Annotated in this window: 16 protein-coding genes and 1 pseudogene; 7 read left to right on the top strand and 10 right to left on the bottom strand. The window is 68.6% G+C overall.

Going from position 1 to position 17,879, the window contains the following annotated elements; genetic code table 11:
• The first annotated feature begins 341 nt into the window (after positions 1 to 341).
• The 3 genes and pseudogenes from Q7W02_27590 (at position 342) to Q7W02_27600 (ending at position 2,382) form a co-directional block, all read left to right on the top strand.
• A pseudogene (locus Q7W02_27590) lies at positions 342 to 1,124 on the top strand (FAD-dependent oxidoreductase).
• Positions 1,125 to 1,337: 213 nt separating this feature from the next.
• Complete coding sequence (locus tag Q7W02_27595) at positions 1,338 to 1,679, top strand: DUF1344 domain-containing protein (protein ID MDO8479891.1); 342 nt, start codon at positions 1,338 to 1,340, stop codon at positions 1,677 to 1,679.
• Between the two features lie 151 nt (positions 1,680 to 1,830).
• The gene (locus tag Q7W02_27600; GenBank protein MDO8479892.1) at positions 1,831 to 2,382 is read left to right on the top strand and encodes an extracellular solute-binding protein; all 552 of its coding nucleotides are present in this window, start codon (positions 1,831 to 1,833) and stop codon (positions 2,380 to 2,382) included.
• A gap of 517 nt (positions 2,383 to 2,899) precedes the next feature.
• Here Q7W02_27600 and Q7W02_27605 read toward each other — a convergent pair.
• The 6 genes from Q7W02_27605 to Q7W02_27630 all read right to left on the bottom strand — a co-directional run bounded on the left by Q7W02_27605 (position 2,900) and on the right by Q7W02_27630 (position 6,284).
• On the bottom strand, positions 2,900 to 3,157 hold the full coding sequence (locus Q7W02_27605) for a hypothetical protein (protein MDO8479893.1): 258 nt from the start codon (positions 3,155 to 3,157) through the stop codon (positions 2,900 to 2,902).
• A 160-nt stretch (positions 3,158 to 3,317) separates the two neighbouring features.
• A complete protein-coding gene (locus Q7W02_27610) occupies positions 3,318 to 3,509 on the bottom strand; it encodes a transketolase C-terminal domain-containing protein (protein MDO8479894.1) in 192 nt (63 codons plus the stop codon).
• A 12-nt stretch (positions 3,510 to 3,521) separates the two neighbouring features.
• Entirely contained in the window at positions 3,522 to 4,019 is a 498-nt protein-coding gene (locus Q7W02_27615; protein ID MDO8479895.1) for a rhodanese-like domain-containing protein, read from the bottom strand.
• Positions 4,020 to 4,174: 155 nt separating this feature from the next.
• Positions 4,175 to 5,113: an ABC transporter substrate-binding protein gene (locus tag Q7W02_27620; protein MDO8479896.1), complete on the bottom strand. Its 939-nt coding sequence runs from the start codon at positions 5,111 to 5,113 to the stop codon at positions 4,175 to 4,177.
• A 56-nt stretch (positions 5,114 to 5,169) separates the two neighbouring features.
• The gene (locus Q7W02_27625) at positions 5,170 to 5,661 is read right to left on the bottom strand and encodes a TlpA disulfide reductase family protein (protein MDO8479897.1); all 492 of its coding nucleotides are present in this window, start codon (positions 5,659 to 5,661) and stop codon (positions 5,170 to 5,172) included.
• Positions 5,662 to 5,765: 104 nt separating this feature from the next.
• Positions 5,766 to 6,284 carry a peroxiredoxin family protein gene (locus Q7W02_27630; protein ID MDO8479898.1) on the bottom strand — a complete coding sequence of 173 codons (519 nt, stop codon included), beginning with the start codon at positions 6,282 to 6,284 and terminating at the stop codon, positions 5,766 to 5,768.
• 184 nt (positions 6,285 to 6,468) lie between these two features.
• Here Q7W02_27630 and Q7W02_27635 point away from each other — a divergent pair, with 184 nt between their 5' ends.
• The gene (locus Q7W02_27635) at positions 6,469 to 7,389 is read left to right on the top strand and encodes a LysR family transcriptional regulator (protein ID MDO8479899.1); all 921 of its coding nucleotides are present in this window, start codon (positions 6,469 to 6,471) and stop codon (positions 7,387 to 7,389) included.
• A 274-nt stretch (positions 7,390 to 7,663) separates the two neighbouring features.
• Entirely contained in the window at positions 7,664 to 9,586 is a 1,923-nt protein-coding gene (locus Q7W02_27640) for a hypothetical protein (GenBank protein MDO8479900.1), read from the top strand.
• A gap of 748 nt (positions 9,587 to 10,334) precedes the next feature.
• On the opposite strand, the gene Q7W02_27645 is transcribed toward Q7W02_27640, so the two are convergent.
• The 4 genes from Q7W02_27645 to Q7W02_27660 all read right to left on the bottom strand — a co-directional run bounded on the left by Q7W02_27645 (position 10,335) and on the right by Q7W02_27660 (position 16,965).
• Entirely contained in the window at positions 10,335 to 10,955 is a 621-nt protein-coding gene (locus Q7W02_27645; protein MDO8479901.1) for a DUF1326 domain-containing protein, read from the bottom strand.
• A 30-nt stretch (positions 10,956 to 10,985) separates the two neighbouring features.
• Entirely contained in the window at positions 10,986 to 11,741 is a 756-nt protein-coding gene (locus Q7W02_27650) for a DUF2182 domain-containing protein (GenBank protein ID MDO8479902.1), read from the bottom strand.
• Between the two features lie 358 nt (positions 11,742 to 12,099).
• Positions 12,100 to 14,064, bottom strand: a complete 1,965-nt coding sequence (locus Q7W02_27655; GenBank protein MDO8479903.1) for a dehydrogenase E1 component subunit alpha/beta — start codon at positions 14,062 to 14,064, stop codon at positions 12,100 to 12,102.
• 39 nt (positions 14,065 to 14,103) lie between these two features.
• A complete protein-coding gene (locus Q7W02_27660) occupies positions 14,104 to 16,965 on the bottom strand; it encodes an FAD-linked oxidase C-terminal domain-containing protein (GenBank protein MDO8479904.1) in 2,862 nt (953 codons plus the stop codon).
• On the opposite strand from Q7W02_27660, the gene Q7W02_27665 reads away from it, so the two are divergent.
• Entirely contained in the window at positions 16,964 to 17,509 is a 546-nt protein-coding gene (locus tag Q7W02_27665) for a TlpA disulfide reductase family protein (GenBank protein ID MDO8479905.1), read from the top strand. The two genes, Q7W02_27660 and Q7W02_27665, sit on opposite strands and share 2 nt — an antisense overlap.
• An 18-nt stretch (positions 17,510 to 17,527) precedes the next feature.
• The gene (locus Q7W02_27670; GenBank protein ID MDO8479906.1) at positions 17,528 to 17,743 is read left to right on the top strand and encodes a hypothetical protein; all 216 of its coding nucleotides are present in this window, start codon (positions 17,528 to 17,530) and stop codon (positions 17,741 to 17,743) included.
• Positions 17,744 to 17,879 lie beyond the last annotated feature (136 nt).

Here is a 17,879-nt window from a genome sequence, read left to right on the forward strand (position 1 = left end):
GTGATTCCTCCTATGCGGCGAGGGCCGCTATCTCTTCGAGCGACCAGATGTGATCGGCTACGCCCGCTTCCATGGCCGGAGTATGTCACAGCTAGCCGCACTTCCGATCTCGGCCACTCAGTCAAACTGAGACACTACCCGGCGCCGTTGCCGTCCTGCTCATCCACCGTGCGTCCGCACCGCTTCCATCCCTGCCATGCTCCGGCCCGCTAACGTGAGACCTACAGGAGGGGCGAGATCGCGTGAACCGATGCGCGCTGATCGGGCTAATTCTCAACGTCGTGGGGACGCTAGGAGTCGGCCTGATCCCGTACTTCGGGATGGCCGCTGGCTTTGGCGGAGCGGAGTTCCAGCGCGCCGCGTTCGCCGCCTACAACGAAGCCCATTCAAGCCAGTGGCACGGGGTGCACGGCCTCTGGGACCTGATCCGCCTGGCGGCGACGGCCGGCGAGCTGGACCTGCCGCGCGAAGACATCCTCTTCTTCGGCACGCCGCACGACCGCGAGGTGAGCGTGAACACCACCCGCGTCACCGGCGCGCTGGGCATCAGCGTGTGGGATTTTACGCGGGCCGAGTGGACGGCCGGGCGGCAGATGCGGCAGATCGTCGCGTTTCTGAGGCGGTACGTGCCCGGCTTCGAGCAGGCCTACGTGGTGCAGAGCGGGGTGACCATCGGCGTGCGCGAGACCCGCCGGATCCTCGGAGAGTACCAACTCACCGCCGACGACCTGCTCGAGGCGCGCAAGTGGCCCGACGTCATCGCCCGGGGCACCTATCCGATCGACATCCACAGCCCGACCGGAAGGGGCACCCTCCTCAGGCGCCTGCCTGCCGGGGAATCCTACGACATCCCGCTGCGGTGTCTCGTGCCCCGGCAGGCGGAGCAGCTCCTCGTGGCCGGCCGCTGCATCTCCGGCACTCACGAAGCCCATTCGTCGTATCGGGTGATGCCGGTGGCGATGGCCACGGGGCAGGCTGCGGGCGTCTGCGCGGCGCTCGCCACGCGCTCGGGCCGCGGGCCGCGCGAGGTGCCAGCCGGCGAGGTGCAGGAGGAGTTGATCCGGCAAGGGGCTTCGCTCGGGCTGGCGAGCCGGGAGCCGGCGGAGCGGAGGTCGCCAGCCTGATCGTGAGTGGGTAATTCCTGCCTGGTAAGTTCTTCCGGTCATGCGCGTCCATGCCCCATCCCGAAAGGTTTCCCGGGCTTGGGAGGCCGAATTGCCGCACCGTGGATGGCATGCGGATTGCTCCTCTTCTGGGTCAGGGCGGCTCCCCGTCCGAGAAGCCAACGGTCGCGGAGCCCGAGGTGATTTCTCACCATCACAAGGAGGAGGAGAATTATGAAACATATGATCGCACTCGCCGCCGCCGCGCTCCTGGCGGCGTCGCTCGGCGCGCCGAGCGATCTGATGGCGCAGAGCAAGGAGCCGGCCACGCCCAAGATGGAGCAGAAGCCCAAAACGGAGTCCGGGGTCCAGGCCATCGAGGGCAAGGTCAAGAGCGTGGATCCGTCCGGCACACAGGTGACGCTCGAGGACGGGACCAAGCTCATGATCCCGAAGTCGGTGAAGGCGCCGAAGGAGGCGCTCAGGCCCGGCGCCTTGGTTATGGCGCAGTACGAGGAGAAGGGCGGCCAGAAGGTCGTGACCTCGATCCAGGTCAAGACCCCGCCGCAGTCCTAGTCCGTTCCCGCGACAGCGAGGGCCCGGGGCACTGCCCGGGCCCTCGTGCGCCTCACGGGTCCTGCTCCGGCCTTGAACGGCCTCAGGCGCGCCCACTAGACTGCCCTCTGACTTCCCGCCCCGCGCGCGCCGGAGGCCCCATGCGCTTCGATTGCAATTCCGGACTGAGCGTCCTCTGCCGCCGGGCCCCGTCGCCCGCCGCGCGGCGCAGTGTCTGGTCGTCATCGCGCTCGTGGCCGGCATGATGCGCGCCGCCTGCGGCCGTCCGCCGGCGGGAAGCGGCCCGATCACTCTGGTGTTCAAGCACGCGAAAATCCTCGGCCCCACGGACCCCGTCGGCGACCTCCTCAGGAAGTTCGAGCGACTGCACGCGGGCATACGCGTCAAGAGCGAGTCCCTGCCCTGGACGACGGACGAGCAACAGCAGTACTACGTGGTCAACATGGAGAGCGGCACGCCGGCCTTCGACGTCCTCATGCTCGATGTGATCTGGGTGCCGGAATTCGCCCGCGCGGGGTGGCTGCTCGACCTGACCGAGTACGTGCCTCCGGCGGAGCTGGCCGCTCACTTCCCTTCCGCGGTGGACGCCGCGGGCTTCGGCGGCCGGCTGTGGGCCCTGCCGTGGATCATGAACGTCGGTCTCCTCTACTATCGGGCGGATCTCCTCGGCAAGTACGGGCTGCGCCCTCCTGAGAGAGCGTAAGCGACATAAAGCCCATTGTCGGTCACGGCGGCCAGACGGTCCTCGGCGTAGATGACATAAAGCCTATTCTCACTGGGGTAACCCGGCGCTCGTAGCTAGGCCTCGGCAGGGACGGCGCTGGGCTCCGGCTCGGCGCCGTTGCCGTCCTGCTCATCCACCGTGCGTCCGCACCGCTTCCATCCCTGCTATGCTCCGGCCCGCTAACGTGAGACCTACAGGAGGGGCGAGATCGCGTGAACCGATGCGCCCTGATCGGGCTAATTCTCAACGTCGTGGGGACGCTAGGAGTCGGCCTGATCCCGTGCTTCGGGATGGCCGCTGGCTTTGGCGGACCGATCGTATTTCGCAGCCGCTCATGGGCGTTGGCGTGGGGCCTCGCCTGGGTCGTATTCATCGCAGGGGCGATACTTTTCGCCATTGCGTCTCGCTCAAACTGAGACACTATGGACGGCTCAGGCGAGCAGGCTCAGGAGGGCGCCGAGGCCGAAGGCCGTGATGATGACGGCGGCGCCGCGATTCACCAGCGAAGGTGGGCCGGGGTGAAAGAGGAGCGGAGGAAACCGACACCGGTGCTGAGCAAGAGCCACCAGAAGGCCGAGCCCAGGAAGACCCCCAACACCATGAGCGACGCCAAGCCGTAGCCGCCGGCGACGCTTCCGAGACCCAGCCCGGCGAAGATCGCCGCGAAGGAGAGGATGGTCGTCGGGTTCGTGACGGTCAGGGCAAAGGTCGTGGCCCAGGCCGGATTATGCGTGAACACAGGCGCCACCCTCACCCCGACCCTCTCCCTCGGAGAGGGAGAGGGAGCCGTTTCGATCCCCTCGCCCCCGGGGGAGAGGGACGCAGTTCGAGCTGAGCCGCTCAGCGGCGAGGCGAGGGCTGAGTAAATGAGGGGGCGCATAGGACGCGGAACACGCGTTCGTGAATAGGGCAGGCTAGAGCACCGAGCGGATCGCCGCGAGAATGTCGTCGCGCGAGGGGATGGTGGCCAGCTCGAGCTTGTCGTTGTAGGGCATCGGCACGTTTCGCGCCCCGAGCCGCCCGATGGGTGCGTCCAGGAGGTCCAGCCCCTTCTCGCTGACCATGGCCGCGATCTCGGCGCCGTAACCGCCGCGCTTGACGGCTATGCTCTGGGCGCGCTACCGCGTGGCGGCCTTGATCGTCGCGAACGGGCCGTCGAAAAACGTCACGTTGTGGAACGCTTCGTTGACGACCGCCTCGGCCACCAGGCGGGCCTGAGCGCTGTCCCGGCCGAACACGACGATGCGGGTGTGGTCCTCCACCGGCAGGCGGCCGTCGTCTTCGGCCTTCCTCACCTCGCCGACGTCCTTGCCGGGCTTCACGCCGCTCGCTGGCAAGTTGCGCGCGCCGCTGAGACTGCCGGCCGAAAACTCCTGCGGATCCCGCGCGTCGAGGAACACCGCGGTCCGGTCGCTCGCGTGGATGTACTTGACGCCCTCGATCTCGATCTGGGTGAGGCCGCCGGGCTTCGCCGACACGTTGAGCGCGCCGGGGACGTGGCTCACGGCGTACTCCATGAACGGCTGCGCGTCGAGCACGAGGCTCTGCCGGTCGGCGCGGATCTTCCGGAGTTCCTCGGTGGAAACCTCCAGCGTCTTCTGATTCGGTTCCAGCAACGTTCTCTGGAAAATGCTGGTGCCGGACTAGGCTGTAGCGAGCGAGACCACGACGATGAATCCCGGCGCGATCGGCACCACGAAGCTGGCCATACGTTTCGTTCGCATGTGTACCTCCACGGGGGCTGTGTCGTCGACGGCGGGGACTCTCACCGCTAACGAGCCCTGTCATCGATAACCCGGTCCGCCCGCAGTAGCACCGACCGGGGGATCGTGAGCCCGAGGGCCCGGGCGGTCTTGAGATTCAGGACCAGCTCGAACTTGTTCGCCTGTTCGACGGGCAAATCCGCCGGCTTGGCGCCCTTGAGGATCTTGTCGACCAGCCTCGCCGCCTGACGGCCCATCTCGTGTCGGTCGGCGCCATAGCTGGCCAGCGCTCCCCGCTCCACATAGAACGGACTGTGGAACATCGTCGGGACCCTCCCCTTGGCCGCGACCTCCAGGATGAACCCGGGAATGTTCAGCGAATGGAGCCGGGGGGAGATGATTCCGTCCACTGCACCCTTCCGGGCCCCGGCGATGGCGGCCTGCGCCTCCTCCTGCGTCCGCACCGGACGCTCCATCAGCGTGAGGTCGAGGCGGCGCGCGGCGTCCCGGTGCACGCGGAGGAGGGTGGCGGCGAGCGGATTCGCCGCGTCGTAGACGAACAGCACCCGCTTCAGGCCCGGAACAATGTCGCGAAACAGCTCCATCCGCTTCGGCGCCAGCTCAAGGTCGATATCCGCGATGCCCGTGATGTTGCCCCCGGGACGCGCGAAGCTCTTCACGAGCCCCGATTCCACCGGGTCGCTTCCGCCGACGAAGATGATCGGGATCCGGTCGGTCGCCATCTGAGCGGCCTTGGCCGCATTGCTCGTGTCAGCCGCCACGATCAGGTCCACTCCGAGCCTGACCAGGTCACGGGCGGCCGCCGGCAGTTCGGCCGGGTCGCCCTGCGTAAAGCGTACCCCGATCGTGAAGTCCCTGTCCTCGCGGTACCCGATTTCCCGAAGGCCGTCCCGCAGCCCGACGATCAGGGTTGTCGGTCCCCACGATTCCGTCAGCGCTCCGATCCGGACCGGCCCGGCCCGCTGCGCTTCGGCCGCGCTGCCCATCAACCGGGGGATCGTGAGCACGATCCCAATCGCGAGCAGAATGGGGCGACGGCGGATCATTCTGGGAGAGGGCGTGGCGGCGGCTCGGCCAACAGGGCAGTGAAGAGCGCGCGCGCGGGCGCGCTCCCCCACTCACGCGATCCGATCGCGAACCCCACGGCACGTCCATCCCGGCCCACGAGGAAGGTCGCGGGCAAACCGACCACGCCATACAGCGCGCTGATCTCGCCGTCCGGATCGAGCACGAGTGGGAAGGTCAGGCCCAGTTCCTTGGCATAGCGCGACACTGCTTCCTTCTTCTCCCGGGCGTTGACGCCGACGAAGGCGAGGCCCTGCGGCGCGAGCTCACGGTGCAGGCGCTCCAGCACGGGCATTTCCGGGCGACACTCCAGACACCAGCTCGCCCAAAAGTTCACGAGGACGACCTTCCCCCGCAGAACGGTCATCGAGACCCGCCGGGCATCGACGGTGCTGCCACTGAAGTGGGGAGGCGTGGTGCGGGAGGGGTAACCGACCAGATCGAGTGGCTTGAGCAGCGATGGCACCACCGGGTCCGCTCCCACCGGACTGCACTGCGTGGCGACGAGCAGACTCCACGCGAGCCAGGGCCACCACCGGCCCCGCACCGGCGCCGAACGAATTGACGGCACCGTCACTGCCTGCCAATGACCTCCCGGATACCCTTCAGGACGGTGTCGCTGTACACGGTCGTCGTGCTCGGGTTCTCGATGACCCACTTCTTGCGGATCACACCCTGGGGGTCGATGAGAAAGAACGTCCTGATCGCGGTCATCGTCCTCTCCTTGAGGATGCCGTAGGCCCCGATGACCTTTCGGTCGGCGTAGTCGCTCAGCAGCGGATACGGCAGCTTCAGAGATTCGGCGAAGGCCTGCTGCGAGAACGTCGAATTGGCGCTGACGCCGAGGAGCTGGACATTCAAAACTTCGAAGCTCTGGTAGTTGGCCTTCCTGGCCAACAGGTTCGCCGCTCAGGTCGGATGAAAATCCCCGCCGTAGAACTCCAGGAACACCCACTTCTTGCCCCTGAAGTCGCTGAGAGCGATGTCGACCCCGTTGGTGCTCGGCAGCTTGAAGTCGGGCGCCGGCTCGCCCACCTCCACCGCCGCCGCCGGCCGTGAGCCGCCGAGAACCGAGGACACCGCCAGTGCCATTCCCAACAGAACCCCACCAAGCATTCGCCTGCTGAGAACTCTCATGCATGCCTCCTCTCGGCCCTCTCAGGCCTGCTCTCGCCGGCCATCGTTCCTTGGACCTACTATCACGGATGGCCAACACTAGGTCGCCACCTGGCAGAACTGAAATACATACGACGCCGTGTCGGTATAATCTCTGATTATGGACATGGAAGCGCGGCTAAGGGCGTTCGCGGCCTTCGCGCGGCGCCGTTCGTTCTCGGCGGCCGCGCGGGAGCTCCGCATCAGTCAACCCGCCGTCTCCAAGCACATCGCCGATGTGGAGCGGGAGGCCGGGGTGAAGCTGGTCGAGCGCCGACCGCGGGGCGGCGAGCTGACTCCAGCCGGGGAGTTCCTCGCCAATTACGTGCTGCGCGCCCAGGCGCTTCTGGCGCAGGCCGTCCGGGGCGTCGGCGAGTTCCGTCAGCGGGCCACCGGTTCGCTGACGATCGTCGCGTCAGGCGTCCCCGCCACGTACCTCTTACCGGAGGTCGTCGTAACGTTCCAGCGCGCGCATCCCGACGTGCGCGTGACCATCGTGCCCGGGGCGTCGGCGCAAACGATGGATGCGCTGCGCTCGCATCGCGCCGAATTCGGCGTGGTCGGCGGGTTCGCGGCGGCGCCGGAGATCGAAGCGGAGCCGCTCGTCGAGGAGGAGATCGTGGTGGTGGGTCCTCCCCAGCTTGCCGGCCGGAGGATGTCGCGGCGGGACGCGGAAGCGACGACATGGATCTCGCCATACGAGGGCTCGGCGACCCGAGCCGCCGTCGAGGCGGCCTGGGCCGACTCCGGCATCACCCCGAGCCGCCGCCTCGAACTGCCGAACTGGGAAGCGGTGAAGCTGGCGGTGGCTCGCGGCCATGGCGTGGCCGGCTGTAGTTGGTTCACCGTCGAGGGTGAGCTCCGGGCCGGCTCCCTCGCCATCGTTCGGCTTCGCGGGTGGAAGGTGCGGCGGACGATCTCGATCGTCCGGCATCGAGAAGCCGCGCTCACGCCCTCAGCGCACGACTTCGTGGCGATGCTACACGCGCGATGGGGCCGCCAGTCGCCCCGGCGGCGTCAACGCCCTCCTACGCGTTCTTGACCAGCGGTGGAGCGCGGCCTCCGCACCGACGCCGCGGCGGTGGCCGAGCTCCTCGGCGCCGACCACCTCGCGACGGTGCATTCGGGGATCGTGCACATGGCGATCCACACGTCCGGCGTGACAGGGCACATCCGAATCGGAATTCCGTGTGGTATCCTCCGCGCCGTGGAAGAGTCGGGCGGTCCGTCACGCTCTGCCGCTGTGCCCCCGCTGGACACCGGCCGGGCCCCGGCTCTGGCGCGGTGATCCCGGAGCACTGATTTCGGAGGCGGCCATGGCTCAGGTTTCGTCCCTCATGCTGGCCCGCTTCGTCCGCCTGCCGCGGCGCTCCCAGGATACCTGGCAAGGCGGCATCCTCCGCATGCCCATGTGGGTGGACGGCCCCGATGGCACGCCGTATCGGCCCCTGGGCGCCGTGTGGATCAGCCTGGAGACGGGCCTCGCCACCGTGAAGCTCGCAGAGTCGAACGAAGAAGAGGGGACGCTCGCCCTCGACGCGCTGCTTGAGCTGGGCTTCAAGTTCGCCCGGACGCGCCCGGCGGCGATCCAGGTCGCCGACCAGGCACTCGGTGAGCAGATTGCCCGCACGCTTGGTGACCCGGAGCTGGCGGTGACCGTCGACACCCGCCTCGACGAGGTGAAGGCGATGGTGGACCGGATGGCGGCGGAGACGAACGGCGAGCCGCATCCGGCAGCGCTGGACCACGAGGGCATGACCGTGGAGCGCATGCGGGCGTTCGCCGCCGCGGCGCGCGACTTCTATGCCGCAGCGCCCTGGCGTCACCTGAGCGACGAGGACCTGATCCACGTGGAGACGCCGAGACTGGGCGCGCCATTTCGTCATGTGACGGTCCTCGGACGCGCCGGTCAGACGTTCGGGCTGGGATTCTTCGCCTCCGCGAAGGACCTCGACAGGCTCCACGCCTCCCCCGACCCCGAAACCCTTCTGGAAGACGGGGGGCGCTGGGCCGTCCTTTTCGGCGCGCCATGGGAGACGCCATTCTCCGACCTCGACCTGTGGGAAGAGCAAGGGTTCCCGGTGGCGGCGGCCGGGGCGTATCCGGTGGCGGCATGGTTCGGCCCATCGAGCCGGTTGCGCCGTCCGGATGCGCGCGAGCTGGGCGGCATCGAGACGATACTGCTGGCGCTGTCCCGCACCACGGAGGCCGAGATCGACCAGGGCCGCTGGAGTCACGACGTCATCGCTCACGATGGCCCCCGCCGCGTCACCCTGGCCATCCCGGAGCTGCTCCGCCCACTGGACGCGCCGTCCGACTCCGCCCGGCACGGCATGCCCGACCGTCGCGTCATTGAGCGCATGCTGCTCGAGGTGCAGCGCTTCGCGGCCACCCGGGAGTTTGCCAGCGAGTCCGAGATGAACGACGCCCTCCAAGCGAAGTTCACGGGATCGATGGACACCATCGCGTCGACGGCCAGCACGCCCGTGGAGCGCGCGCAGGATCTGGTCTACCGTGCCACGGACGCGCGCGGCCGCCGCCGCATCCAGTTGGCGCGCAAGGCCCTCGATCTGTCCGCAGACTGCGCCGACGCCTACGTCCTCATCGCCGAGGAGTGCGCCGACCTCAGTCAGGCCCGCGACCTCTACGTCCAGGGTGTGGCAGCTGGCGAGCGGGTCCTCGGGCCCACCGTCTTCGCGGAAGAGGCCGGGCACTTCTGGGGCGACGTGCGCACGCGGCCCTACATGCGGGCGCGCTTCGGCCTGGCCCGATGCCTCGATGATCTGGGCCAGCGTGACGAGGCCCTCACACACTACCGCGATCTGCTCCGCCTCAATCCCGGCGACAACCAGGGTGTCCGGTACGCCTCTCTCAACGCGCTCCTCCTCACGGGGCGGGATGACGAGGCGGGGACGTTGCTCCTCCAGTTCGGCGACGAGCCGACGGCGCTCTGGCAATACGGCCGGGCCCTCTGGGCCTTTCGCCGCGAGGGCGATTGCCCGGCCTCGCGCCAGCGGCTGCGCGCGGCGTTTCGCTCGAACCGCCACTTGCCCGGCTACCTGGCGGGCGACAGCGAGTGGGCGGGCCCCGCGCCTGCGTCGTATGCCATGGGCAGCCGGGAGGAGGCGGTGATCTGCGTCGATGAGCTAGGAGACGCCTGGGACGCGACACCCGGCGCTCTGGAATGGCTTGCGAGCCACGCTCCTGCCGGAAAGCGCCGGAAGCGCCACCGCCGCTGATCCCGGCGCCCCTCCCCGACGGCCTCCGGTGGAAGTCTCCTGCTGCCCGGCCGCGATCGTCGCGGCTCGAATCTCTCCTTACCACGAACAATCGGTTCCTGACCTTGCGGGCGATCGCGAGGACGACGACCATGCGTTGATATCGGTAGACGTCGTAGAAGATGCCCCACGTGGACTGGGTGGCAGGAAGCTCGCGTTCTCCTCATTGCGCTGACTCCGAACGACGAGTTGTGCCAGAGCACATCGTGGCTGAGCATGCCCATCGTATCGGCTACGCTCCACTCCGGCGCTCAGTGAGAATCGAGGAGCATAGAAACATAAACGTCCTTATGAGACTCGGCGCGGCGGCGTGAGCAGGCGGGGGCGGGCGGCGGGACTGCCGGAGGTCGGGCGCCGCGCGGGGCCATCGGACGTGATCCTGCGCCAAGCGTCCCGGCGCCGTCAATGGCCTGTCCACCGAGGCCGATGGGGCAGACGACCGCTGAGGGCGGACCCACCTATGCCCCCGTGAGGCTGAGCGCTCGCCCTCGCCGGCGGGGCCAGAGGACCTGCCCCTCTGGGGTGAGGGAGTTGTTGGATAGGGCGGGAAGAGGAGCACAGTCGGGGGTCAGGTCTTGCAATCCGACATCAGGCCTCAGGAGATGGTCGCTCGCCGCTGCGGAGTCCAGCGGGCAATGCACGAATGCAAGACCTGACCTTGATCTCAAGCGGGGCTGATCCCGATCGGCGCGAGCGCGCGGCACATCTCCTAGCTCGAGCTCCAGGAGAATGGAGCGAAGTGGCCGTTGTTCTTGCCGGACGAGTCGTCCCAGTTGATCCCGAACGCGTGCATGTGGCTCCTGGAAGCCTTCGCGAGGGCGAGGCGAGTCGCGGCAGGGTGACCGACATTATCTAAGTAGATCGGCTCGGTCTGGCTCGCGCCCGGAATTCCCTCGATGGCGAGGTCGAGCGCCCCCGGGATCGACACGGATCGACGCATCCCGCTGCCCTCAATCCGGATCGGCTTGGCTTCGATCCCGACGAAGGAACCGACCAGTGGCCCGAGGGCCGCCATCGGACCGCCGCCCTGTCCGCTTCCGATCGCCCCGAGCGCTTCGCGCTGCTCGGCGGTGGCCCGCTCATCCACGATCACTCCGACGGTCCAGTTTCCGGCGATCATCGGCCCGGGGGTGTGCAAGAGGACGGCGAAGCTGAGGCCGTCGAGCTGGATCGTTCCATGCGAGCCGCGCTCGACGTGGAAGACGAGGCCGGCATCGCAGTGACCCTGGGTCGGCCGCGCTGCCAGGCCCGAGGTTGGGCACGGGCACACGGAGTCACAGTTGCACGCTTCGAAGTAGTCTCCGCTGATCTTCCACTGGGGGCTTGCCATGACGATCCTCCTCCGGCGACTGGTGTGGGATCACATCGCGTGAGCGCCACGCAGCGCCGCCACGAGATCGGGACGAAGGGCCACGGTCACGCCGAGGAGCACGAGGGCTGCCCCGGCGATTCGGGCGATCCATTCTCCGCCCGGCATCAACTTCTCGACCGCCACGATGGCCGTAATGAGGAGCACCCACGGGAGACCCATCGCGCCGGCGGCGACGAGCACCAGCATGAGCGCCCAGCAGCATCCGAGGCAGTATACGGCGTGTGACCAGCCCAGCGCGAGGCTACTTCGACGGCCTGCGCGCCAGTGGCCGAGGAGAAAGCCGAGCGGGCTGCGACATACCCGCAGACACACTTGCTTGAGGGGCGACAGTTGATACGCACCCGCCGCCAGTAGGATCACGGCGATGCCGTAGGATAGCGTGAGCCCGGCGAGCGCAGCCATGAGCATGTGTGCGAAGTACACTGGGACACCGGTCGCAGCCCACAGGCCTAGGTAGACGAGCGTGAACACCGCTACCGGCACCCCCCTCGTGCTTGCCCCGATGGCTCTCCGCTGAATCGCGCCGTACAGGGCGATCATCGGGAGCGCGCTTGGCAGCATCATCGCTGTCATCATGACGGCCCAGCTTGCGACGAAGACAAGAACGTCAGAGACCGTCACCGGCATGGTCATCGCCATGTCCTCACCGTGAATGCTTGACAGGACGACAAGGACCCAGGCCACTGCGGCGATGAGGAGAAGGACGGCAGATGTGAGGATCGTGACCCGATCCTGGACCGGCACTGGATCCTGATTCCACGGCGACATCGGACGATCGCGGAGGCGCATCAAGCGAGGAGTCTACGCGCCGACCTACGGGTGTCAAGGCGAATCGGACACGCTGTCATCAGACTCGGAGTCGGGATCAGGTCTTGCAATTTGGCCGTGGCGGATGGTCGCTCGCCGCTGCGGAGTCCAGCGGGCAATGCATGAATGCAAGACCTGACCCCCGATCGACAGAGCACGCGAAGACGGCGCACGGCATGACGTCGATCCCACCGAACCTCGCGGCCAAGGTCCAAGCCGCCGTCAAAGACAAGTAGAGCGCCACCCCTCACCCTACCCTCTCCCCTCCATGGAGGGGAGAGGGATCCGGAAGCTGCTAGAGGACGGAGCGGATGGCGGCCATGATGTCGTCGCGCGAGGGGATCGTGGCCAGCTCCAGCTTGTCGTTGTAGGGCATCGGCACGTTGCGGGCCCCGAGCCGCGCGATGGGCGCGTCCAGCAGGTCCAGCCCCTTCTCGCTGACCATGGCCGCGATCTCGGCGCCGAAACCGCCGCGCTTGACGGCCTCGTGAACGATGACGAGGCGATTGGTCTTGGCGACCGAGGCGAGGATGGCGTCCTCGTCGAGCGGCACGAGCGTGCGGGGATCGATCACCTCGACGGACACGCCCTCCTTCTCGAGATCCCCCGCGACCTGCAACGCGCGCTGCACCATCATCTGCGTCGCCACCACCGTCACGTCGGTCCCCGCGCGCTTGATGTCGGCCTTCCCGAGGGGAATGACGTAGTCGCCCTCGGGCACCTCGCCCTTCGTCGGGTAGAGCATCTTGTGCTCGAGGAAGATGACGGGGTTGTCGTCACGGATGGCCGCGGCGAGAAGACCCTTGGCGTCATACGGCGTGGACGGCGCCACGACAACGAGGCCGGGCACGTGGACGAACCAGGCCTCGAGGCTCTGCGAGTGCTGGGCCGCCAGGCGGATGCCGCCGCCCTGCGGGCCGCGGATTACCAGCGGCACCGTGGCCTTCCCGCCCAACATGTAGCGGATCTTCGCCGCCTGGTTCACGATCTGGTCCATCGTCATGGCCACGAAGTCCCAGATCTGGATCTCGACGATGGGCCGCATCCCGGCCACGGCCGCGCCGACGCCCATGCCCACGAATGACGGCTCCGAGATGGGCGTGTCGCGCACGCGCTCCTCGCCGAACCGATCGCGCAGCCCGCGCGACACCTGGAAGATGCCGCCGATCAAGCCGACGTCTTCGCCCATGAGGAACACACGCTCGTCACGCGCCATCTCGCCGTGCAGCGCCCCGTTGAGCGCCTCGGCAAAGGTCTGCTCGCGGCCGGCGCGGCTCGCGGGCTCCGCCACTTGTGAGTGCGGGGCGTAGACCGCGGCCTCCATGATCTCGATGGTGGGCTCGGGGCTCTCGATCCCGTACGCGACGGCGGCGTCCAGCTCGCCTTCGACCCGCAGGCGCATCTCCTTAAGGTCGATGTCAGTCGCGCCCATGTCCATCAGGCGCCGCTCGACGCGGGCGACGGGGTCCTTCTCCATCCACTCGAGCTCTTCCTGCTTGGTCCGGTATTCGGGCAGGTTGGCGCGCATGCTGTGGTCGCCCCAGCGGTAGGTGACGGCCTCGACGCAGCTCGGCCCCTCGCCGCGGCGCGCGCGCGCGACGGCCTCACCGACCGCGTCATAGACGGCGACCAGGTCGTTGCCGTCCACGCGGGCCGCCGGGATGCCGTAGGCCCGCGCGCGGGCGGAGACGCCCTCGCCCGCTGTGGTGCGCCTCTGGTCCGTGCTGAGCGCGTACCCGTTGTTCTCGCAGACGAAGATGAACGGGAGCTTCCACACCGCGGCCAGGTTCATGGTCTCGTGCACCACGCCCTGGTTGGCCCCGCCGTCGCCGAAGAAGGACAGGACGACGCGGTCCGTCCCCCGGAGCTTGGTGGCAAGAGCGGCGCCCGCGCCGATCGGGACGCCGGCCGCCACGATCCCGTTGGCGCCCAGCATGTTGAGGTCGAGCGCGGCGATGTGCATGGAGCCGCCGAGGCCGCGGCAGTACCCGTCCTCGCGCCCCATCAGCTCGGCCATCATGAAGTCGAGGCGCGCGCCCTTGGCGATGCAGTGGCCGTGACCGCGGTGGTTGCTAATGACGGAGTCGTCCTTCGTCAGGTGCGCGCAGGCGCCGGTGGCGACCGCCTCCTGGCCGACGTAGCTGTGGGCGGTGCCCTTGACGTGGCCGGCGTTGAAGAGCTCCACCGTCCGCTCGTCGAAGCGGCGGATGCGGACCATGACCTGGTAGAGCGTCTCGAGCGTTTGCCGGCTGAGTGGCATGGCTGATCTCCCGGAAGCGGTCAGCGCGTGATCGCTGGCCTAGGTGTCGAGTGAGTCCCGCAGGAGCTGGGCCGGGTGCCGCGGGCGTCGCCCGGACAGGTGCTCGATCTGCTGGCGGCAGGAGATGCCGGAGGCGACCACCTCGGTGTCGGCCGGCGCGGCCTGGACGGCTGGCGCCAGGCGTCGATTCCCGAGCATCACCGAGATATCGTAGTGCTCCTTCTCGAAGCCGAAGGAGCCCGCCATGCCGCAGCAGCCGGAGTCCACCTCGCTGACCTCGTAGCCCGCCCACGCGAGGGCGGCCACCGTCGGCGCCGTGCCGACGAGCGCCTTCTGGTGGCAGTGGCCGTGGAGCAGCGCGCGGCGCGGGCCCGGCTTGAAACGCAGGTCGAGACCGCGGGCCCGCTCACGCAGGAGGAACTCCTCCAGCAGGAAGCTCGAGAGCGCCACTTCCCGTGCGGCGTCGGTTCGCAGGAGCTCGACCCACTCATCGCGAAGCGTCAACAGGCATGAGGGCTCGAGCCCCACGACGGCCACGCCGCGGGCGACCCACGGATGCAGCCGCTCGACGTTCCAGCGCGCGTGCTCCCGCGCCTCGTCGAGCATGCCCTTGGAGATGAGCGGGCGGCCGCAGCACTTGCGGTCCACGAGCTCGACCTTGTAGCCGGCCGCCTCGAGCAGCTCGACGGCGGCCCGGCCGATCTCGGGCGCGTTGTAGGTGACGAAGGTGTCGTGGAACAGGACGACGGGGCCACGAGGCGCGGCGGCCGGCGCCCGGCGCCGGTCGAACCAGGCGGTAAAGGTCTCGCGCGCGAAGATGGGCAGCGGGCGGCGGCGGTCGATACCCAGCAGCGTGTCCATGAGCCAGCGGTTGGGCGCCGACGCGGCGAGCCAGTTCGAGAGCGGCGCGAGCCTCGCGCCCCACCACGAGAGGCTCCCGATGTGACCGAAGATCTGGTTGCGCAGCGGCTGGCCGTTGGCCTTGTAGTAGTGGTAGAGGAACTCGTACTTCATCTTCGCCATGTCCACGTTGGCCGGACACTCGGCCTTGCAACCCTTGCACTCGAGGCAGAGGTCCATGACCTGGAAGAGCCGCTTCCCGGTGAAGTCCGCGGACGGCACCTTGCCCGAGAGGACGGCGCGGAGCGCGTTTGCCCGGCCGCGCGTCGAGTGCTCCTCGTCGCGCGTCGCCATGTAGGACGGGCACATCGTGCCTTCGAGCGTCTTCCGGCACACGCCCACGCCGTTGCACATCTCCACGGCCGCGGCGAAGCCGCCCTGGGCGGAGAAGTCGAGCGAAGTCTTCGGCTCCCAGGTCTTGTACTCGGTGCCGTAGCGCAGGTGCTCGGTGACGCCCGGGCTCGCCACGATGTTGCCCGGGTTCATCAGGCCCTTCGGGTCGAAGGCCGACTTGAACTCGCGGAAAGCCTGGAACACGGCGGGACCGTACACGCGCTCGAGGAAGGGGCTGCGCGCGCGGCCGTCGCCGTGCTCGCTCGAGATCGCGCCCTCGTACTCGAGGACCAGGTCGAAGATCTCGTCGGCCATGCCCCGCACCTGCTCGAGCCCGCGCGCCGTCTTGAGGTTGACCAGCGGACGGATGTGCAGGCACCCGACCGAGCAGTGACCGTAGTACGCGCCCTCGGCGCCGTGCTTGGCCATGATCTCCCGGAAGCGCGAGACGAACACGGGCAGGTGCTTCGGATCCACCGCCGTGTCCTCGATGAAGGCGATGGGCTTGGCCTCGCCCTTGGTGCCGAGGAGAAGCCCGAGCCCGGCCTTGCGCAGCTTCCAGATGGACTGCTGCTCCGCGGCGTCGAGCGAGATGTGCGCGGCGTAGCCGAAGCCGGCCGCGGCGCGCTTGGCCTCGAGCGCCTCGACCTTGGAGCGGACCTCGGCCGGTGAGTCGCCCGCGTACTCGACGATCAGGATGGCGCCCGGGTCGCCCTGGACGAAACCCATGCGCTTGGACTGCTCGATGTTGCCACGCGCCAGGTCGAGGATCATCTTGTCCGTGAGCTCGACGGCGTAGGGCCCGGTCTCGAGGATGGCCTGCGAGGACTCGAGCGCCTCCTGGATGTCGCGGTAGTGGATCACGTCCACGGCCGTGGCCTTGGGGCGCGGGACGAGACGCATCTTCGCCTCGACGATGGTCAGCAGCGTGCCTTCCGATCCGACGACGAGCCGGGCCATGTTGAGCGGCCGGTCCTTGACCAGCTCGTCGAGGTTGTAGCCGCAGACGCGCCGCCAGTGCTTGGGGTAGCGCCGCCGGATCTCGGGGCCGTGCTGGTCGCGGATGCGCGCGACCTCGCGGTAGATCTGGCCCTCGAGCCCCGAGGCGCGCATCTTGGCGCGGAAGGCCTCGGCCGTGACCTCGCCGAACACGGCGCGGCTGCCGTCGGCCAGGAGCGCCGTGATCTCGATGACGTGCTCGACCGTGAGGCCGTACGCGATCGAGTGGGATCCTCCGGAGTTGTTGCCGAGCATGCCGCCGATGGTGGCGCGGTTGGAGGTCGAAGTGTCCGGCCCGAAGAGGAGCCCGAGCGGCCGGACGTGGGCGTTGAGCTCGTCCTGGACGACGCCCGGCTGCACGCGCGCCCACATCTCCTCGCGGTTGACCTCGAGCACGCCCTGCATCCAGCGCGAGAAGTCCATGACGACCGCCCGATTGACCGTCTGTCCGGTGAGCGAGGTGCCCCCGCCTCGCGGCAGGACGGCGACGTTCTCCCGGCTCGCCAGCTCCAGCACGGCCTGCACGTCGCCCGCGTGGCGCGGGATCACGACGCCGATCGGCTCCATCTGGTACATCGACGCGTCGGTGGAATAGAGCAGCCGCGAGTAGGGATCGAAGCGGACGTCGCCCTCCACGACACGCCGCAATTCCCGTTCGAGGTCCGTCATGGCGACGATTATACTATGCGTCGTCATGCGCGTTCTGGCCGCCGCCGCCCTCGCCTTTCTTGCCCTCTCGCCGGCGCCCGCCCGCGCCGCCCCGCCGGCCGCCCCCGCCGTGCGGATGCCGCTCCTCAAGGGCGGCGAGACCTTCGACTCCCGCGCGCTCATCGGCAAGAAGGTGCTCGTGCTCCGCTTCCAGGCCTCGTGGTGCAAGACCTGCGCGGCGCAGGCCGCGGGACTCCAGCGAGTGTACGAGCGGTACAGGTCGCGGGACGTCGAGATCCTCGCCATCCACGTGGACGACACCGAGCCCGACGTCCGCGCCTTCCTCGAGGCCCACCGCGCCACCTACCCCGTCGCGCTCGACCCGAGCCTCCGGGTCGCCAACCGCTTCGGCTTCAAGCGGGCGCCGTACACGGTGGTCGTCAACAAGCGCGGCGAGATCGCGGCGCGGCTCGACGCGACGGCCGACGAGGCGCGCCTCGCCGCGGCGATCGACGCCGCCCTCAAGCCTCCGGCCCGCCGCAAGGCACCGGCCCGCGCGTCCTGACAGCGGCCGGGGCCGCACGTGGGGCTTTCCGTCTTTCTCCGCGGCCTCGCGATCGGCTTCGGGATTGCCGCGCCCGTCGGCCCGATCGGCATCCCCTGCATCCGCCGCACGGTCGTCGACGGCCGCGCCGTCGGCGGGCTCTTCCTGTGCTACCTGGGTGTCCGGACATGGATGGCCGCGCCCGCCGCGACAGCGGCGGCATCCCGCCGCGGACCTGGGCTCTTGACCACCTAGCCTGCTCTTCCAAGTAACATCATCACGCGGGTGAACCGGCAGGGGGTGAGACGTCCGCGGTTTTGGTGAGGGTGTAGCCGAGTTCCTGGGCCCGGCGCATGAGCTGGGAGACGACACGGCTCTGGTAGCGGCGCTC

It is taken from the genome of Candidatus Rokuibacteriota bacterium, assembly GCA_030647435.1.
GTDB lineage: Bacteria > Methylomirabilota > Methylomirabilia > Rokubacteriales > CSP1-6 > AR37.

Excerpts from the sequence above, each read along its gene's own strand:
- Q7W02_27660 (MDO8479904.1), bottom strand. The coding sequence starts at position 16,965 with ATGACGGACCTCGAACGGGAATTGCGGCGTGTCGTGGAGGGCGACGTC.
- Q7W02_27645 (MDO8479901.1), bottom strand. The coding sequence starts at position 10,955 with ATGGCAAGCCCCCAGTGGAAGATCAGCGGAGACTACTTCGAAGCGTGC.
- Q7W02_27635 (MDO8479899.1), top strand. The coding sequence starts at position 6,469 with ATGGACATGGAAGCGCGGCTAAGGGCGTTCGCGGCCTTCGCGCGGCGC.
- Q7W02_27665 (MDO8479905.1), top strand. The coding sequence starts at position 16,964 with ATGGCGACGATTATACTATGCGTCGTCATGCGCGTTCTGGCCGCCGCC.
- Q7W02_27595 (MDO8479891.1), top strand. The coding sequence starts at position 1,338 with ATGAAACATATGATCGCACTCGCCGCCGCCGCGCTCCTGGCGGCGTCG.
- Q7W02_27655 (MDO8479903.1), bottom strand. The coding sequence starts at position 14,064 with ATGCCACTCAGCCGGCAAACGCTCGAGACGCTCTACCAGGTCATGGTC.
- Q7W02_27620 (MDO8479896.1), bottom strand. The coding sequence starts at position 5,113 with ATGGGCAGCGCGGCCGAAGCGCAGCGGGCCGGGCCGGTCCGGATCGGA.
- Q7W02_27640 (MDO8479900.1), top strand. The coding sequence starts at position 7,664 with ATGGCTCAGGTTTCGTCCCTCATGCTGGCCCGCTTCGTCCGCCTGCCG.